14 protein-coding genes are annotated in these 17,377 nt (G+C 30.1%); 2 read left to right on the forward strand and 12 right to left on the reverse strand.

All coding sequences use genetic code 11. The features are described from left to right. Positions 1–20: 20 nt before the first annotated feature. The 5 genes from porK to ASC36_RS08805 all read right to left on the reverse strand — a co-directional run bounded on the left by porK (position 21) and on the right by ASC36_RS08805 (position 7,371). Positions 21–1,439, reverse strand: a complete 1,419-nt coding sequence (gene porK, locus ASC36_RS08785; protein WP_055426127.1) for a T9SS ring complex lipoprotein PorK/GldK — start codon at positions 1,437–1,439, stop codon at positions 21–23. Positions 1,440–1,546: 107 nt separating this feature from the next. Then, positions 1,547–2,665 (reverse strand): arginase family protein, encoded by a 1,119-nt coding sequence (locus ASC36_RS08790; protein WP_141656245.1) that lies wholly within the window; start codon positions 2,663–2,665, stop codon positions 1,547–1,549. Then, complete coding sequence (gene topA / locus ASC36_RS08795) at positions 2,666–4,984, reverse strand: type I DNA topoisomerase (protein ID WP_055426129.1); 2,319 nt, start codon at positions 4,982–4,984, stop codon at positions 2,666–2,668. A gap of 420 nt (positions 4,985–5,404) precedes the next feature. Then, entirely contained in the window at positions 5,405–6,724 is a 1,320-nt protein-coding gene (locus ASC36_RS08800) for an aspartate kinase (RefSeq protein WP_055426130.1), read from the reverse strand. 359 nt (positions 6,725–7,083) lie between these two features. Beyond that, a complete protein-coding gene (locus ASC36_RS08805; protein WP_055426131.1) occupies positions 7,084–7,371 on the reverse strand; it encodes a hypothetical protein in 288 nt (95 codons plus the stop codon). Positions 7,372–7,688: 317 nt separating this feature from the next. On the opposite strand from ASC36_RS08805, the gene dnaE reads away from it, so the two are divergent. Then, positions 7,689–12,059: a DNA polymerase III subunit alpha gene (gene dnaE, locus ASC36_RS08810; protein ID WP_055426132.1), complete on the forward strand. Its 4,371-nt coding sequence runs from the start codon at positions 7,689–7,691 to the stop codon at positions 12,057–12,059. Positions 12,060–12,205: 146 nt separating this feature from the next. Here dnaE and ASC36_RS08815 read toward each other — a convergent pair whose 3' ends face one another. The 4 genes from ASC36_RS08815 to ASC36_RS11235 form a co-directional block, all read right to left on the reverse strand. Further along, on the reverse strand, positions 12,206–12,739 hold the full coding sequence (locus tag ASC36_RS08815; protein WP_221400579.1) for a hypothetical protein: 534 nt from the start codon (positions 12,737–12,739) through the stop codon (positions 12,206–12,208). A 146-nt stretch (positions 12,740–12,885) separates the two neighbouring features. Next, entirely contained in the window at positions 12,886–13,059 is a 174-nt protein-coding gene (locus ASC36_RS10700) for an NAD(P)-binding domain-containing protein (RefSeq protein WP_156332324.1), read from the reverse strand. A 6-nt stretch (positions 13,060–13,065) separates the two neighbouring features. Continuing rightward, a complete protein-coding gene (locus tag ASC36_RS08820; protein WP_055426133.1) occupies positions 13,066–13,320 on the reverse strand; it encodes an NAD(P)-binding domain-containing protein in 255 nt (84 codons plus the stop codon). A 98-nt stretch (positions 13,321–13,418) separates the two neighbouring features. Continuing rightward, positions 13,419–13,523 carry an NAD(P)-binding domain-containing protein gene (locus tag ASC36_RS11235; RefSeq protein ID WP_141656248.1) on the reverse strand — a complete coding sequence of 35 codons (105 nt, stop codon included), beginning with the start codon at positions 13,521–13,523 and terminating at the stop codon, positions 13,419–13,421. Between the two features lie 139 nt (positions 13,524–13,662). Between ASC36_RS11235 and ASC36_RS08825 the strand changes: the two genes are divergently transcribed. Further along, a complete protein-coding gene (locus tag ASC36_RS08825; RefSeq protein ID WP_245630763.1) occupies positions 13,663–14,046 on the forward strand; it encodes a winged helix-turn-helix transcriptional regulator in 384 nt (127 codons plus the stop codon). Positions 14,047–14,078: 32 nt separating this feature from the next. Here ASC36_RS08825 and ASC36_RS08830 read toward each other — a convergent pair whose 3' ends face one another. The 3 genes from ASC36_RS08830 to ASC36_RS08845 form a co-directional block, all read right to left on the reverse strand. After that, complete coding sequence (locus ASC36_RS08830; RefSeq protein ID WP_055426134.1) at positions 14,079–15,089, reverse strand: FUSC family protein; 1,011 nt, start codon at positions 15,087–15,089, stop codon at positions 14,079–14,081. Between the two features lie 744 nt (positions 15,090–15,833). Further along, positions 15,834–16,706 carry a DMT family transporter gene (locus tag ASC36_RS08840; protein ID WP_055426136.1) on the reverse strand — a complete coding sequence of 291 codons (873 nt, stop codon included), beginning with the start codon at positions 16,704–16,706 and terminating at the stop codon, positions 15,834–15,836. Positions 16,707–17,054: 348 nt separating this feature from the next. Continuing rightward, positions 17,055–17,348, reverse strand: coding sequence for a Dabb family protein (locus ASC36_RS08845; protein ID WP_055426137.1), 294 nt, complete (start codon positions 17,346–17,348; stop codon positions 17,055–17,057). Between the last annotated feature and the right edge of the window lie 29 nt (positions 17,349–17,377).

Consider the following 17,377-nt stretch of genomic DNA (forward strand, 5'->3'; position numbering starts at 1 on the left):
TATCAATGCTAATTATAATTTTATCTAACTGGAGCATGTTTTTTAACTATTGGAAATCTACCTTTTGAACCTTCCGGTATGGTTTGAACTCGTCTAAAGCCAATAAAACTTCTTGCAGAATCTTTGTGTTCCCAATCTCTTTCGCTCACCATAAGCATGTAACCTATATCTTTCCAAGATCCACCTTTTATAACTTTTCTTGGATCTTCAATTCTGTTGCCTAAATAAGGATTTAAAGTTGATGATATTGTATACGAACTACTATTATATGCCGATACAGTCCACTCTGAAACATTCCCAGCCATATCGTATAAACCAAATCCGTTTTTGTTGAAAGACTTTACAGGAGCAGTGTACAGGTATCCATTTTGGTTTTCCATATAATCACCTCTTTTAGGTTTAAAATTTGCTAAATAACAACCTCTATCATCAATTAAATACGGACCTCCCCATGGATAAGGGGCATTTTCTAAACCACCTCTTGCTGCATATTCCCATTCTACTTCTGAAGGTAACCTGTATGGAAAAATTTTATCTTTCTTTTTCTTCCTACTTTGGTTGTAATCATTCTTGGATTTAGTACTATATGCACAAAAAGCTCTTGCTTGATCCCAAGTTACTCCTACTACAGGATATTTCGAATAAGCTTTATGCCAAAAATATTGTTCAAATAAAGGTTCATTAAATGAATAATTAAAATCTCTTAACCAAACAGTAGTGTCAGGATAAATTGCAATTTCTTCTTTTTTAAGAAAATCCTTTCCCCTTCCCTTATTTTTAACTGCTTCTAATTGATCTATCCAAGTATACTGATATATTAATTTCCTGGAATCTATTATTCTTTCATTGTTAAATCTTTCTTCAGGTGGGTAATATAAAGATTCTAATACTTCAGCATAGGCAACATCAGGGTATCGAGAAGTATTCCATTCTAAAGGAACTGACCAATCCAATTTTTTAGATTCATCATAACCTTCTCTTCCTCCTTGTTCTTCTAACATTTGTTGATAGGCTGTCTGTTCATTTTCAGATTTTTTATTTAAATAGGAGTATCTACCTATTCCTTCGCCTTCTCCTCCTTCATTACCTACTCTTTCTGCCAAAAGTGAACGAACAATTGAATCTCTAACATAGTTTACAAATACTCTATATTCAGCATTAGTTACTTCGGTATCATCCATATAAAATGCTGATACAGTAACAGTAGTTAAAGGTGCTTTTGTATTTGTCCCGGTGAAATCTATGTCAGATTGTCCTAAAACAAATGCTCCACCTGGAATAGGTACCATACCATACGGTTTTTTATTATTCCATTGCTGACTCTTTTGCGCAACTACAATCTCTCCTTGTGATCCCGGCTTTCCTGCTCTTCCTTTTCTGGATGAGTTACAAGAAATTATTGTTGACGTTGCCAATAAGAGTAATAATACTTTTCTCATTATAACTAAAATGTTTCTTTTAAAAATTGTAAAACTACTATTTTTTTATTTTATTTAAAAATTTTTTTGCTCCTCAAATAAAATTAGAGTTAATTTATCTATTAGCTTTATAAAAATTTCTTGAAGGTTTTCCAATATCGTTCGGGAACATTTCCTTCTAATGCATCTCTGTAATCATTTATTGAACAAGGTACTAAGAAAACAGAACTTTCATTGTCCTCAAAATCTATAGCTAACCACCACCTGTCAACATATTGATCTTTTAGAAAGACCAGTTCTTTATCTTCATGTAAAACAGTGTATTTAATATATTCATCATTTTCATAATATTCTTGCTGATTTTTACCATCTAATAGATACCACAGTATTTGAGAAACTAATTTTTCATTCATTTTATTGTATGAATATCCTAAAAAATTATATATTCCTACTATTTTTACCTGCTTAGATAAGCCTATATACCTAGATAAACTACAAATTTCTCTGTTGGTAAATCCATTTACCGTACTTCCGGTAGAAAGAGTTCCATCATAAGACTCAACGGAATCCAAATTAATACCTACAAAATCAGAGCTTCTAAATATAGGCTCAGAATCTTTTATATTAGTTGTTATATTTCCTAAACGTATTCCTTCAAAATCTAAAGTGTCAAATTTTTTTAAGGTTGATTGTGGAACATAATAACTTTGATATCCAATATTAGTAAAATTGAACAATAGATTAAAATCTTCAACTATCATTTTAGAAAGATAGTTCTTATCTGTTAACTTTCCTTCTGTATTTCCTATTTCAATTTTAGTGTCAACTGCGGTATAATTTAAGGGCTTTTTTAGTATGGAAAGTGCTTTATAAGCTGTATAATTCAGCCCCATACTTCCTCCTAAAATGATGGGCTGTACTTTCATTTCCAATAATTCTTTTAAAACTTTTTTTAGAGCAAATTCAGTATCCTCCCATTCTCTCCCCGCTATAATATCACCCAAATCATATAATTTAAAATTCCAGTTATTCCAGATTAAACGATAAAATTCTTCCCTTATTAATCTTAAATTGGAATATTCTTTTATATGATCGGTACCTCTTAAATCGGGACAACCAATAATTACAATACTATTTTCTTCAAGTTTTTTTTCCCAATAAAATTGTATCTTGCTTCCTATGGATTCTGGTTGTCCATATAACATGGATTCATCAATTGGATGCAAAAAATCTCTCAGTGCTTCCACTTATTTCTTCTTTGTTTTAGTTTTGGATTTAGTCTTATTTAATGATTCCGAAATTAATTTTTTTACTTCTTCAAGGGTTAACTTATCTGCTTCCGTGTCTTTAGGTATTTTATAATTTTCTTTTCCTTGCTTTATATAAGGTCCCCATCTTCCATTTAAGATTTCTATAATTGGATCCTCTGTTTCAAACGATTTTATAAATTTATTTCTATCAGCCTCTCGTTTGTCTTCTATTAGTTCGATAGCTCTTTCTAAAGTTATGGTTGAAATTTCATCTCCTTCTTTGGGTTTCAGAGAAAAAAATTTGCTGTTATGCTTTACATAAGGACCGAATCTACCCGTATTGACTTCTACTTTTTTATCTTCATAATCTCCTAAATATTTGGGCAATTCAAACAGTTTAAGTGCTTCCTCTAAAGTTATTGAATTAATATGTTGTCCTTTCATCAACCCGGCAAATTTGGGCTTTTCCTCATCTTCTGTTTCACCCATTTGAATCATGGGACCGAATCTACCTATTCGTGCATAAATATTTTTACCGCTTTTAGGATCTTGTCCTAACAATCTTTCCCCTGTGGCTCTTTCAGCTGTTTCTTTTACTTCTTCTACATGTGGATGAAAATCGTCATAAAAACCGGTCAGCATTTCTTTCCAATTTTCATTTCCTCCTGCAATATTATCAAAATCTTCTTCTACTTTAGCTGTAAAACCATAATCTAATATGGTTGGAAAATGTTCGGTCAAAAATTCATTTACTACTAATCCAATATCAGTAGGCATGAGTTTTCTTCGATCCGCTCCATAATTTTCGACTTCAACAAATTCTTTTATAGTATTATCTTTTAAAAGAATCTTTTTAACCTCCCTTTGATTAGGATCCAAATCCCTAATTTCAACATATTGTCTTTTCTGAATTGTAGAAATGGTAGGAGCATAAGTGGAAGGACGTCCGATTCCTAATTCTTCTAATTTTTTCACTAATGATGCTTCATTGTATCTTGCTGCAGGCCTACTGAATTTTTCTTCTCCAATAATTTGTGATAATTGAACTTCTTCTCCTTTTTCCACTACAGGTAATAATCCTTCATTATTATCTTCATCTGCTGAGTCTTCCTCTTTTTGAATTTGATATACTTTTAAAAATCCGTCAAAAACGATCACTTCACCTTTAGTGACAAACTTCTCTTTTAAATGGGGATTTGATATATCAATAATAGTTCTTTCTAATTTGGCATCTGCCATTTGTGAGGCCAATGTCCTTCTCCAAATTAAATGATATAATTTTTTCTGAGAATCATCTGCTCCAGCTTCCTGAATAGATAAATTAGTAGGTCGAATTGCTTCGTGAGCTTCTTGTGCTGATTTATTTTTAGTGGTATATTGACGTGTATTTAAATATTCATTCCCAAACTGCTTAATAATAACATCTTTTGCAGAATGTAAAGCTTCTTCCGATAGATTTACACTATCGGTTCTCATGTAAGTTATATATCCCAACTCGTATAGCTGCTGAGCTAACATCATAGTTCGACTAACTGAAAATCCTAATTTAGAAGCTTCTTGTTGTAAGGTTGATGTGGTGAAGGGGGCTGAAGGGCTTCTTTTACTAGGACGTGTTTCAACATTGGATATGGTAAATGTTTTGCCTTTTGCTCTTTGTATAAAATCCAATGCTTGTGAATAGTCTTCAAAATCTGTATTTAACTTACTTTTTAATAAATTATTTGACTTATTATAAAAAACTGCTTCTACTTTATAAGTTGGAATCGGGATAAATTTTTCAATTTTCTCTTCTCTTTCACAGATTAAACGTACTGCTACAGATTGTACTCTTCCTGCAGATAAGCCAGCCTTTATTTTAGACCAAAGAATTGGCGACATTTCAAAGCCTACCAATCTATCCAAAACCCTACGAGCCTGTTGTGCATTTACTAAGTTAATATCTATATTTCTAGGGTTTTGAATGGCTTTTTGAATGGCATTTTTGGTTATTTCATGAAAAACAATTCTTTTAGTATTTTCTGATTTAAGATTTAGCTCATTAAATAAATGCCATGCAATGGCTTCTCCCTCACGGTCTTCATCGGAAGCCAACCAAACAGTATCTGCTTTTTTCGCTAATGATTTAAGTTTTTTAACGATCTCTTTTTTATCTGCAGAAACCTGATAAATGGGTTCTAAAGTTTTCATATTTATACCCATATCTTTTTTTGCTAGATCTGTTATGTGTCCATAACTTGATTCTACCTCAAAGTCATTTCCTAAAAATTTTTTTATTGTTTTGGCCTTTGCGGGCGATTCAACAATTACCAAATTCATGCTAAAATTTTTTTGCGAAATTAGAAATTTTTTACCAATATTATAGTTCAACTTTGATTTTTTATTTTCTAATAAACAATTTTATCCAGATATAAATAATTAATAATCATATTATTGTAATTCACCTACCTTCTTCTACCAACAACTTTATTTTATTTCATATTTTTTACTTCTCTGTATGTATTACTTAAGGATGTTCTTATACACTTTTAAATAATATTCAATTTTTATTTTAAACTAAAATTCATATTTCTAACTTAACTGTGTGAAAAAATTATCCTTTTTTTATTTAAATCAATTAGTAAATTTAAATTATTAAGATTTCAAAATTATATCGATAAAAAATGTCTTTAAGTGGTTACTTAAAGACATTTCGTTTAACAATATATTTGCTATTTAAAACTGAAAAATTCTATAATTTTAATATCCAAAAATATTAGTATTCAGAGCTTGCAAAGCCTCTTTTTTACTTTTGCTGTCTATTACCACTGAAATATTATGTTCACTTCCTCCATAGGATATCATATGTAAAGGTATATTTTTTAATGCTTCCAAAATTTTAACTGCATATCCCGATTCATTTTTTGCAATATTTCCTACTATGGCAATGATTGTTTGATCCTTTTCATATTCTACATTAGCTATTTCTCTTAATTCCTTTAAAATATTTTCCAAATTTGACGGATTGTCTATGGTAAGTGAAACAGCTACTTCTGAAGTCGTGATCATATCTATAGAGGTTTTATACTTATCAAATATCTCAAAAATAGTTTTAAGAAAACCATATGCCAATAGCATTCTACCACTTTTTATGGTTATTGCATAAATACCATCTTTTGCAGCAACAGCACGAATTCCTTCCGGTGTATTGATGTTACCAATTAACGTACCTTTAGCTTCAGGTTGCATAGTATTCTTTAAGGCGACAGGAATACCTCTCTTTTGTGCCGGAAGAATACAGGTCGGATGTAAAACCTTTGCTCCAAAATATGCTAATTCTGCGGCTTCTTCAAAACTTAATTCGTCTATTGGATGGGTTTGGTTAACAAATCTAGGATCGTTATTATGCATCCCATCAATATCCGTCCATATTTGTATTTCTTCAGCATCAACCACGGCTCCAATGATACAAGCCGTATAATCACTTCCACCCCTTTGTAAGTTATCAATATCCCCTTGAGCATTTTTGCAAATATATCCTTGGGTAATAAAAAAATCTATGTCGGGATACTTTTTAAGTTCTTCTTTTATATGTTTTTCTATATAAGGAAAATCCGGTTCTCCATCTTTGTTAATTCTCATAAACTCCAATGCCGGAAGCAGTATAGTCTTCTCTCCTATTTCGCTCATATAAAAATGAAACATATGTGTACTCAAAAGCTCTCCTTGTGCCAAAATTATTTTCTCTTCTTTTGATGTAAATATGGGAAAATTTAGGAATGAGGATAAATAACTAAAATATTCTTCCAAAAGTTCATTCCCTTTTTTTAAAATGGTTTCATTCTTGTATAAATTTTTTATTTCCTTCCTATATTTATCTTCAAGTACTTGTATAAGTTCTTTTGCCTTAGTTATATTTTTTTCGTACATGGCCTGGGATATTTCAACCAAGGCATTAGTTGTACCGCTCATAGCAGATAATACAACAATTTTCGATTTTTGCCCTTTAGTTAATTCAGCTAAGTTTTTTATACGTTCAGCACTTCCTACACTGGTGCCTCCAAATTTTAATATTAACATTTTTATCCTATTAGAGAAGAGATACAAAAATAAGTATTTTATGGGTTATTTACTATTTTTATATAAAAAACATTTCTATTTTTTACGATTATTTTATAACCAGTATTAAATATATTTACATTTTCAACATTGGTAATAAATTTAATTGCGGATTTATCTAAACCCATTAAAACTTAATGTTTAGTGATTCGATATTTTTCAGAAAGAGTTTTATCTTTATTTAAATAAGAGTTAGATAAATAAGTAGTATTTATAGTTTTTTTGAATAAAGAAAGATTTTATATTATTTTTAAATAAAAAAGAAGCTTAGTTTATAAGCTTCTTGTATTTAATCCATTTAATTTATATGCTTAATTGGTCTAATCTTTATTTTTAGATACATCTTTCATTTTTTGTTTCGCATCCGTTGTTAAATCTTCAACCTTATCTCCTATTCTATCACTCCAATCTTCAGCTTTATCAGATATTTTACTAAAAAATGTTGATACTGAATCTTTAAAATGCTCGTACTTTCCTTTAAAGAATTTTTCCCAATCAACCTGTAAATTTTCCTTATCCATATATTCCTTTATAACTTTCAAAGATTTTACCGCTTGATCTTCATTAAGACCTACTTCTTTTTGAAGCTTTTCAATAATATTTTCCATACTATATTTTTTAAATGTTTAAGCAAAATCAAAAATTAGACCTAATAAACGGTTTTCTTATAATTAGTTTATATTTTATAAATGTAAAACTGAAACCTATTTTTATTTTAAAAAATTTATTAAATTGTTTGAAAAACATGAAGCTTAAATGAATTAATTCTTCTTCTCTCTTGTATTTTTTTGTTATTTTTTAAACAATACCCCTCGTATATTATTTATTTACAATACTTTTTTAAGCACACAAATGAATTAATCAAACATTGTAGGATCTTTGAATTTAAAATTTAAATTCATTATAAAATTCCTAATTTTGCATAATGAAATTCCTAGTTTTCGATACTGAAACTACAGGTCTACCAGCAAATGCAAATGCACCTGTTTCCGATTCAGACAATTGGCCTAGAATGGTACAAATTGCCTGGCAGTTACATGATGAAAATGGTAATTTAATTGAAAACTACGATTACATTATTAAACCCGAAGGATACGACATTCCGTTTAATGCTCAAAAAATTCATGGTATAAGTACTGAAAAAGCTCTGGCTGAAGGTCATGATCTTAAAACAGTACTGAATCAATTTAATTCTGTATTAGCTGAAAATCCCATTTTGGTTGGTCAAAATATAGCATTTGATATACCTATCGTAGGTGCGGAATTTTATCGAAAATCGATACAAAATAATATTGCGGATCTTTCACTCATTGATACCGCCCGTGAGGGAACTAACTTTTGTGCTTTGCCCGGGGGTATGGGAGGTGGATTTAAATTCCCTAAACTTTCCGAATTATATGAAAAATTATTTGGTCATGGTTTTGATGAAGCTCACAATGCCGCAGCAGATGTTAACGCTACTGCTCAGGCATTTTGGGAATTAGTAAGACGTAACCAAATAAGTGCACAAAAACTGAATTTTACAGAAGAAGAGCTAAGTACTTTTATTGAAGAACATACCGAACCTTTTCAACCTTTTGATATTGTTATACGCGAACAGGTCAAAGATTTTAATAAGCAACTGAAAGGTAAATCAGAAAGTACTATAAAATCTATCAATGAAATAAATTATTCATCTTTTTTCCACTTTCATAATCATTCTGTTTATTCCATACTTTCTTCAACCAGTAAACATTCTGATTTGATAAAAAAAACTGTGGAATATAATATGCCCGCTTTAGGCGTAACTGATACAGGCAACTTGATGGGGGCTTTTGCTTTTCTTAATGAGATTAAAAAAGCTAACGAGTCTATCAAAGAACATAATGATAAAATTTTAGATGGTACCAGTTCGGAGCCTCTAAAAAAAGAAATTATACCCATTATCGGATGTGAATTATATATATCTGATCATTATTTACAAAACAAGTTTACTAAAGATAATCCGGATCGTAGATATACCCAGATATTAATTGCTAAAAATCATGAAGGATTTAAAAATCTTTCCAAATTATCAACTTTAGGGTATAAATTAGGATTATATGCAGGATTTCCAAGAATAGGAAAAGAACTTGTTGAACAATATAAAGAGAATTTAATTGCTACAACCGGAAACCTATCTTCTGAAATTCCCAGTTTAATATTAAATGTTGGTGAAAAACAGGCAGAAGAAGCATTTGTATATTGGTATGAATTATTTGGAGATGATTTTTATGTAGAGTTGTTTAGGCATCAGTTAGATGAAGAAGAACACCTTAACAAAGTTTTAATAAAATTCGCTAAAAAATACGGAGTTAAAGTTTTAGCTCAAAACGATACTTTTTATATAACCAAAAAAGAAGCAGAAACCCAAGATATCCTTTTATGTATTAAAGACGGAGAAAAACAATCTACCCCTAAAGGTAGAGGTTTCGGAAAAAGATATGGCCTTCCTAACGATGAATATAACTTTAAATCTCAAACCGAAATGGCTCAATTGTTTGCAGATATACCGGAAGCCATTGAGAATTTTGAAGAGTTTATCACAAAATTTGAACCCTATCAATTAACCAGAGATGTATTACTTCCTAAATTTGATATCCCGGATGAGTTTAAAGATCCACAAGATGAATTAGATGGAGGCAAAAGAGGAGAAAATGCTTATTTAGCCTATCTTACCTGGGAAGGAGCTAAAAAAAGATATGGAGAAAATTTATCCGATGATACTAAAGATCGTTTACAATTTGAATTGGAAACCATTGCCAAAACGGGATATCCGGGATATTTTCTCATCGTTCAAGATTTTACATCTCAAGCTCGTAAAATGGGAGTATCTGTTGGTCCCGGACGTGGTTCTGCTGCCGGATCTGCAGTTGCATATTGCATAGGTATTACCAATATAGACCCTATTAAATACGACTTACTTTTTGAACGATTCTTAAATCCGGACCGAGTATCATTACCCGATATAGATATTGATTTTGATGATAGAGGACGTGAAAAAATTATTCAATGGGTGGTAGATAAATATGGTGAAAACCAGGTTGCCCAAATTATTACCTATGGTACTTTAGCAGGACGATCAGCTATAAGAGATGCCGGGAGAGTTTTGGAATTGCCTTTAAGTGATACAGATCGTTTGTCTAAAAATCTTCCTTCCAGCTTAAACCTTACCAAGTTAAAAAATAAATCGGAAAACGAGCTGATTAAAGATTTCGGTAAAGAAGAATCCGTACCCGTGCTTCAACTAAAACAAAAATTTAACGACAATGACCTGGAAGGCCGGGTAATACAAAATGCTTTTCAATTGGAAGGAAGTTTACGGAATACGGGAGTTCATGCTTGTGGAGTGATTATCACTCCTGAAGATATAACTAATTTAATTCCGGTTGCCGTTGCCAAAGATTCTTCTTTATTAGTATCTCAATTTGACAACTCCGTAGTAGAAAGTGCTGGATTGTTAAAAATGGATTTTTTAGGATTACGCACATTGACTATAATTGCCGATACCGTTGAAATAATCAGAAAAAGGACCGGAAAAGTTTTAAATCCCGACGAATTTCCTCTAGATGATGATAAAACATATGAAATATTCAAAAATGGAAATACGGTAGGTATTTTCCAATATGAGTCGCCAGGAATGCAAAAGCACCTTAAAGCATTGCAACCCGATAAGTTTGAAGACCTTATAGCCATGAATGCCTTATATCGTCCCGGACCGTTACAATACATTCCTAACTTTATTAATCGTAAACATGGAAAAGAAGAAATTTCTTACGATTTAGAAGATATGGAAGAATATCTTGCGGATACTTATGGAATTACCGTTTATCAAGAACAAGTAATGCTTCTTTCTCAAAAGTTAGCCGGTTTTAGTAAAGGCGATGCAGATGTGCTTAGAAAAGCTATGGGTAAAAAGCAAATACAAGTCCTGAATAAAATGGAAGCTCGTTTTCTTGAGGGAGCTATTCAAAGAGGACATCCGGAAGATAAGTTAAAAAAAATATGGGAAGACTGGAAGGCTTTTGCTCAATATGCTTTTAACAAATCTCATTCTACTTGTTATGCATTTATTGCCTTTCAAACCGCTTATTTAAAAGCTCATTTTCCGGCAGAATTTATGGCCGCTTTACTCAGCAATAATCTAAACAACCTTACCACCTTAAGTTTCTTTATGGAAGAATGCAAAAATATGGGATTGGAAGTGCTTGGACCTGATGTTAATGAAAGTGATTATGAATTTACAGTAAATGAAAAAGGAGCTATTCGTTTTGGAATGGGAGCTATAAAGGGAATTGGTGAAAATGCCGTTGAGGCTGTGGTAAGTGAAAGATATAATAAGGGAAAATACAAAAATTTGTTTGAATTTTTTGAAAGGGTTGATTTAAAAAATATTAATAAAAAAGTACTTGAAAATTTAGTATTGGCAGGGGCTTTTGACGGATTGGCAAATAATAATCGTGCTCAATTTTTTAGTGAGGAAAATGGTTCCAGCACTATTGAAAAACTGGTAAGATACGGTATGGCTTATCAGGATAATAAAAATTCCGCTCAAAATTCTTTATTCGGTGATCTGGGAAATGAAGGGTTTGATGTTATGAAACCGGTAATTCCTGAAACTGAGGAATGGAGTACCATGTATAAATTGGGCAGAGAAAAAGAAGTAGTGGGAATATATATATCTTCTCATCCAATGGATAATTATAAATACGAAATTGCTTTAATTAAACCTGTTGACATTTCCGAAATTAATGAAAATAAAGAAAATTATATTAACAAGGAGGTTTATATTGCCGGGATGATCTCTCGTTTTGAACATAAAGAAATCAACGATGGCAGAGTAAGAATTGCTTATTTTGACTTGGAAGATAAAACGGGCACTATTTCTCTTAAGCTTAAAAAGAATTATCTGGATTTACAAAAATATTTAATTCCAAATTTATTTGTATTAGTAAAAATTACTGTAGGGATGATTAAAGATAACGGCTTTGTATATATAAATGTATTGAACATCGAGGAACTTAGCGAGGTAATAGGAAAACATGCTAAAAAATTAACCATTAAGATAAATTTAGAAAGTTTAGATGAAAATACAATTGTTACTTTAAACAAAGTATGCGATGAAAATGCCGGATCTAAAGATATACACTTTGAAATTATTGATAAAAAAAATAATATATATTTAGAATCTCAATCAATGAATCGGAGGGTAACTATTAATAAACAAATCTTAGATGTAATAAGCAATGACCTCTATTTGGATTTTAAATTAAATTAATAAATATTCCGACTTTTTTACAAAGTCGGAATTAGGTGGTACGTTTTATTGTAAATAGACCTTCAAATCTTTAAAATATCCTTCTGTTCCTACATCTACAAAAAGTCCGATTGCACCAGCTTCGTCACCCCCTAATTTTAAATCGTTTACGATAAGTGAGGGTTATTATTATTTATATATAATTTAGCTTTTTGTCCTTGAACTTCCAGCCTTAATTGTATCCATTCGTTAAGTGCCATATCTGCGTAAGATTCATATTTATTCTGAAATTCTTTTCGCAATCGTTGATATTTAAAATCCGGATATGAAAAATATTGTATACTTCTATTTCTACGAATTTGATCTTCCACTCTAGCATTTAAAGGATGTATATAAATACTTTCAAAGTTAGAATTTGAATCATTAATGTGAAATGCTATTCCAATGAATCCGCGAGCAAAATCTGGAGCATCGGCTAAAATTCGACTCAATACTTTTACTTCTATAATTCCATTGGTAAAATTTAAATGATCGATACGCACAAAAGTCGGTTCATCAAATTTTTTTACAATCGGATTTTTTACGAACCTTACTACTTTTTCACCATCCATTTTTTCCAAAGTCATAAATGTATTTACCGCTTTCAAATTGGTAGTAGTTAAGTCAATTATTTTTTGCGCTTTTAATTCAGAAATAATCATTACAATAAAAAAACCATAGTAAAAATCATGATTTTTTCATCATTTTTAAATTCAAATGTTTTCAATTTATATAGTTTAAAAACTCTCATTGGTTTTTTATATATAGTTTCCTCTATACTATATATTTAAAGGTTGTATTCCAATTTTTATAAAAAATTCCTTGCTCTTATATGCAACTGTCCCATATACTCCAACGCTCGAGAAGATTCGATTTTACCTGCATCATATGGATCCCACCCTAATGATTTAACAATTCTGGAAACTTTTTCTTGGGTCTGCTCATTGTTTCCGGCAATAAATGCGGTGCCGATTTCCTTCAACTCAGGTTAATACATAAGATGCACTTCAATGGTATTCATAGCTTTTACAACATGATATAAAGGTATAAGCTTTTGTACATTTTCAGAGAGGAATTCCTCTGAGGAAGAAATTAATTTTATTACTCCATTTACCGGAGCGTCCGACGAAAATGCATTGGTAATATCCCACACTGTTTTTCCTTCTAACTTTTTAATTCCAATATCTTTTATTGTTTCCAACAATGCAAATCCGGGAATTGAAAAAATTATAATCTCCCCCAACTCAACTACCTCTCTATAGGAAACAATTTTTATTGTATTATATACTTTTCTTAACTCTTTCGTATTCTCACTCTCATTTTCAAAATTTCTTGAGCCAATTACCCAGTTATATTTTTACTGATTAATCCTTTTATTAGAGCTTGTGCTACATTTCCTGTTCCTATTATTGATATTTTTATGTTTATGTATATTAAAATATTTATACTCCGAAATTAGCTTGTTCAGCTTATTTAAACAAGTAAGTTTGTTACGAACTATTAGGGTTATAATTACTAATTATCAATCAATTATATATAAATAATTAACATTTTTTAACAAAAATTATTGCTCTATAATTAATAGTTGTATTCTTTTGGAGAGTATTGTATATTCGATGGAAAAATAAAAACTCATAAACTCGATTTAAAATATCCCATCTGTCCCATAAGGAATATATTAAGCCGATTTAGTGATAAATGGTCTTTACTTATATTAGCCGTTTTATACACAGGCAAGACCATGAGGTATGGTGAAATAAAAAAAAGTCTTCCTGATATTTCTCAAAAAATATTAACCAGCTCACTTAAAAATTTGGAAAAGTATCATTTAATCAAGAGAAAGGCATATGCAGAGATCCCCCCAAGGGTTGAATATAGCCTTACTGAAACAGGAAACAGTTTAATACCGTCTATTCAAATGTTGATTACTTGGGCTGAAAACCATTTTGAAGAAATTTTAAGAAAATAAAAAATTACCCAATAAACTTAGTTATCTCCTTGTTAGTTTTTATTTTTTAAGAATTTAATAGGTAATAAGCTTAAACTCATAGTTAAAATCGCCGATATTCCTCCTACCGATGTGGCAATGAATCTATCAATAGCTATTTCATTGCCTGATGATCCATTAATGGCAAACATTAAAACTGTTGTAATGGTTAAAAAGATAGACAATATTGCATATCTATGATTGGCGAACACGTAGCAAACATATAACGAAACCAAAATTTCAAATGTCATGATATAGTTGGAGGGAAACCAAAATATTAATAAATCTGCTAAGATAATACCCAAAAATGTTCCCAGTAACCTAAGACTTGCCTTTTTAAGAGTATCGATAAAATCCGGCTTTAAAATAACTAAGGCGGTCATAACAGCCCAGTAATAATATTTGATATCAAAAATAGTAATAAAAAAAAAGCAAACAAGTATGGTTAATGCCGTATATATAATGGACATATGAAAGTGTATTTTTTTATCAATATCTTCATATATATTTTTAAAAATGATCAGCATTTTTCCGGGACTACTTATATTTCTTTTAAACGAGGATTTTTCAATTAGAAATATGATGCAAACTGATTGAAATAATCCTCCCGCAAGTATCAAAATTCCCCTATGCATAGCTGCATATATATCTCCAACATAATATCCACCTACAAAAAAAGCAATGGACCATTGTAAAACGATCCACCATGCATTTTGGTCGATGGCTCCGACACACGTTGCTAGGCATGCCAATAAAACACAACATAGTATGTACCAGAAGTAAAAATGTCCTAATAATGAACCTAAAGTGGCACATATGCTCATTCCTAATATAGCAATGATCATGGGGGCAAAAGGATATTTTAAAATTTTTTTATTTGCCCCATATCCCGCTGTAACAGCCCCTCCTGCAACTATACTGGCAAAAATGATATTATTAAATATAAATCCGATACTATAAATTATTAATATACCCGGTAAGGAATAAAGTGCCAGAATGAAGTCTTTTTTATTATCACTTAACATTAAAAATTAAAATTTTAACTATTTGGTATAAGTATTTTTCAGATTATTTATTTTAAATAAAATAATAATTTAAGTTTCAAAGAAATTTAATGCATTTAATGAATTCAAACGTTTTTTTTGATATTAATTTTCTTCCTCATTAAGTTAGCATAAATTAAACTTGTTCATCATGCATCCACTGGGTAATATAATATGTATGAGTAACTCATCAACATAGCAAATTTAATGCACAATCATAGTCAGATGTCAAAAGAATTCACTATGAATTAAAGCTTAAAATTGAAATAAAAGCCAAAAATAAAGTTATGATCCAAAATTTTAAAGAATAAGCATAAGTGCTTACTTCCTTTTCATAACGCAATGGGCTAATCAAAGAACATATTGTTTCCAAAATAATCACTCAGTATAAATTTATAATTTGCTTTAAATATAGCAGATCTTACTATCCATGTTGAAATTGCTGTAGATATCCAAAATATAATATCAATCACACTATCCATTCTTATTAAATTATAAATAATTACCTTGTATCTTATGGAAATGATTCCACCAAATATAGTAATTATCATACCTAGACATATTAGAAAAACAATCAAAGTACAACATGCATCCTTATAATGATAAAATAATATTCATGGGTACAAATATGAATTTGAATAACATCAGAATTTTAGGAATAGTACACATAATTCTAATAATTATCTTATACCAACTCAAAAATAGTGCAAATGCTACATTATTAATTTAGGATCTTTTATTTTTAGATTTTAAATAGCCATTGAAACAGATCGCAGCAATCATTACAGAGGTTGAAACATAAAATATTGGACTCATTTTTTCAGAATCTTTCCAAATTAAATAGGCTATTAGTATGGCATAAACCGGCTCCAAATTTATGGATAACATTAGTGTAAAAGGAGTGATATGCTTCATTAACTTCATGGTCATAACTAAAGGAAAACTTGTTAATAGTCCGCCTAAAACTAAAAGCCATACTATATCCCAACCTTTTATTGTCGTTATTGATCCCCAATCGTTGAACAAAAACATAAAAGCGGTTAAGGTTACAAAAGCTCCTGTCATTTCATAAAAGGTAATTATTTCAGGACTTTCATGGGAATGCATTATTCCATTTACTACTGAAAATAAAGCTGACAAAAATGCACATGCGATACCAAGAAGTATACCCTTCCAATAATTCATTTCTGTATTGAATATAAATAGTATACATATTATTATGACTAAACTTAAAATTATTTCGGAAATTTTTATTTTACGCTTGAAGAAAAAGGGTTCTAATAAAGCTACAAATAGAGTTCCTGTGGACAGTGTTGAAGTAGCTATTGATATATTAGATATTTTAATAGAGCTATAAAATAATGACCAATGAATACCCACAATTACTCCACAACCTAAAAGTTGAAACATTAGTTTTCTGGAAATTTTAATTTTTTTTCTTTTGGAAAAATATAAATAACCAAATAAAAAAAAGGCTGCAACTAATGTCCTACCCCATACCAAAGGTATAGCATTAAGAGATATAAGTTTACCAATTACCCCTGTAAATCCCCAAATAAATACAATACTGTGCAGTTGAACTATTGCCGGTAATTTCATAAATAATTAATGAGTTGAATATTAGGTGCAAATTTACATCCTTTATTTAAATACTAAAAAAAATAACCTTTTAATAAATTATTAATAATTTTTAAAAGTGAATATCTATAAAAATTACGTTATTCGTATTTTTTAACCATTATTGAACTTAATCATTTCTTCAAATTAAAAAATATTTCCTAAACTTAAATTTATGCATTGTACTAGAAGAAAATTATGTTTTTATCCACTTTTATATGGTGATATACAGAAGAGTGGTACTGTAAAATATAATATATTTATACCTAAAAAAGGATGAGCATTAAAAAAATAAACATCCTTTTTTTATACAATGATTTTTATTTTGAGCTATATTTCGTAATCGATAGCTACCCTTTGCTCAATTACTGTTTTTATAAAATTAACAACTTTAAGATGGTCAGGATGATTGGCATATTGGGTAAGATCATCAAAACTTTTAAACCTGGAATCTAATATCACATCAAAATTTGACTCGGGAGCCATTTCAATATTAGTATTTACTTGAATATGCTCCAGTTCCTTAATAATTCCTTTTAAAGCTTCTAAATCGTTTTTTATTTTTAAAGCATTATTTTTTTTATTGCTTTCTTTAAGTTTCCACATTACAATATGATGTACCATTTTTAATATTTTTTAAAATTATAACAAAT

The sequence above is a fragment of the Apibacter mensalis genome (assembly GCF_001418685.1).
Taxonomy (GTDB): domain Bacteria; phylum Bacteroidota; class Bacteroidia; order Flavobacteriales; family Weeksellaceae; genus Apibacter; species Apibacter mensalis.

Bases quoted from the DNA above. Each gene is read 5' to 3' on its own strand.
- porK (WP_055426127.1), bottom strand. From the start codon at position 1,439: ATGAGAAAAGTATTATTACTCTTATTGGCAACGTCAACAATAATTTCT.
- topA (WP_055426129.1), bottom strand. From the start codon at position 4,984: ATGAATTTGGTAATTGTTGAATCGCCCGCAAAGGCCAAAACAATAAAA.
- ASC36_RS08800 (WP_055426130.1), bottom strand. From the start codon at position 6,724: ATGTTAATATTAAAATTTGGAGGCACCAGTGTAGGAAGTGCTGAACGT.
- ASC36_RS08805 (WP_055426131.1), bottom strand. From the start codon at position 7,371: ATGGAAAATATTATTGAAAAGCTTCAAAAAGAAGTAGGTCTTAATGAA.
- dnaE (WP_055426132.1), top strand. From the start codon at position 7,689: ATGAAATTCCTAGTTTTCGATACTGAAACTACAGGTCTACCAGCAAAT.
- ASC36_RS08815 (WP_221400579.1), bottom strand. From the start codon at position 12,739: ATGATTATTTCTGAATTAAAAGCGCAAAAAATAATTGACTTAACTACT.
- ASC36_RS08830 (WP_055426134.1), bottom strand. From the start codon at position 15,089: ATGTTAAGTGATAATAAAAAAGACTTCATTCTGGCACTTTATTCCTTA.
- ASC36_RS08840 (WP_055426136.1), bottom strand. From the start codon at position 16,706: ATGAAATTACCGGCAATAGTTCAACTGCACAGTATTGTATTTATTTGG.
- ASC36_RS08845 (WP_055426137.1), bottom strand. From the start codon at position 17,348: ATGGTACATCATATTGTAATGTGGAAACTTAAAGAAAGCAATAAAAAA.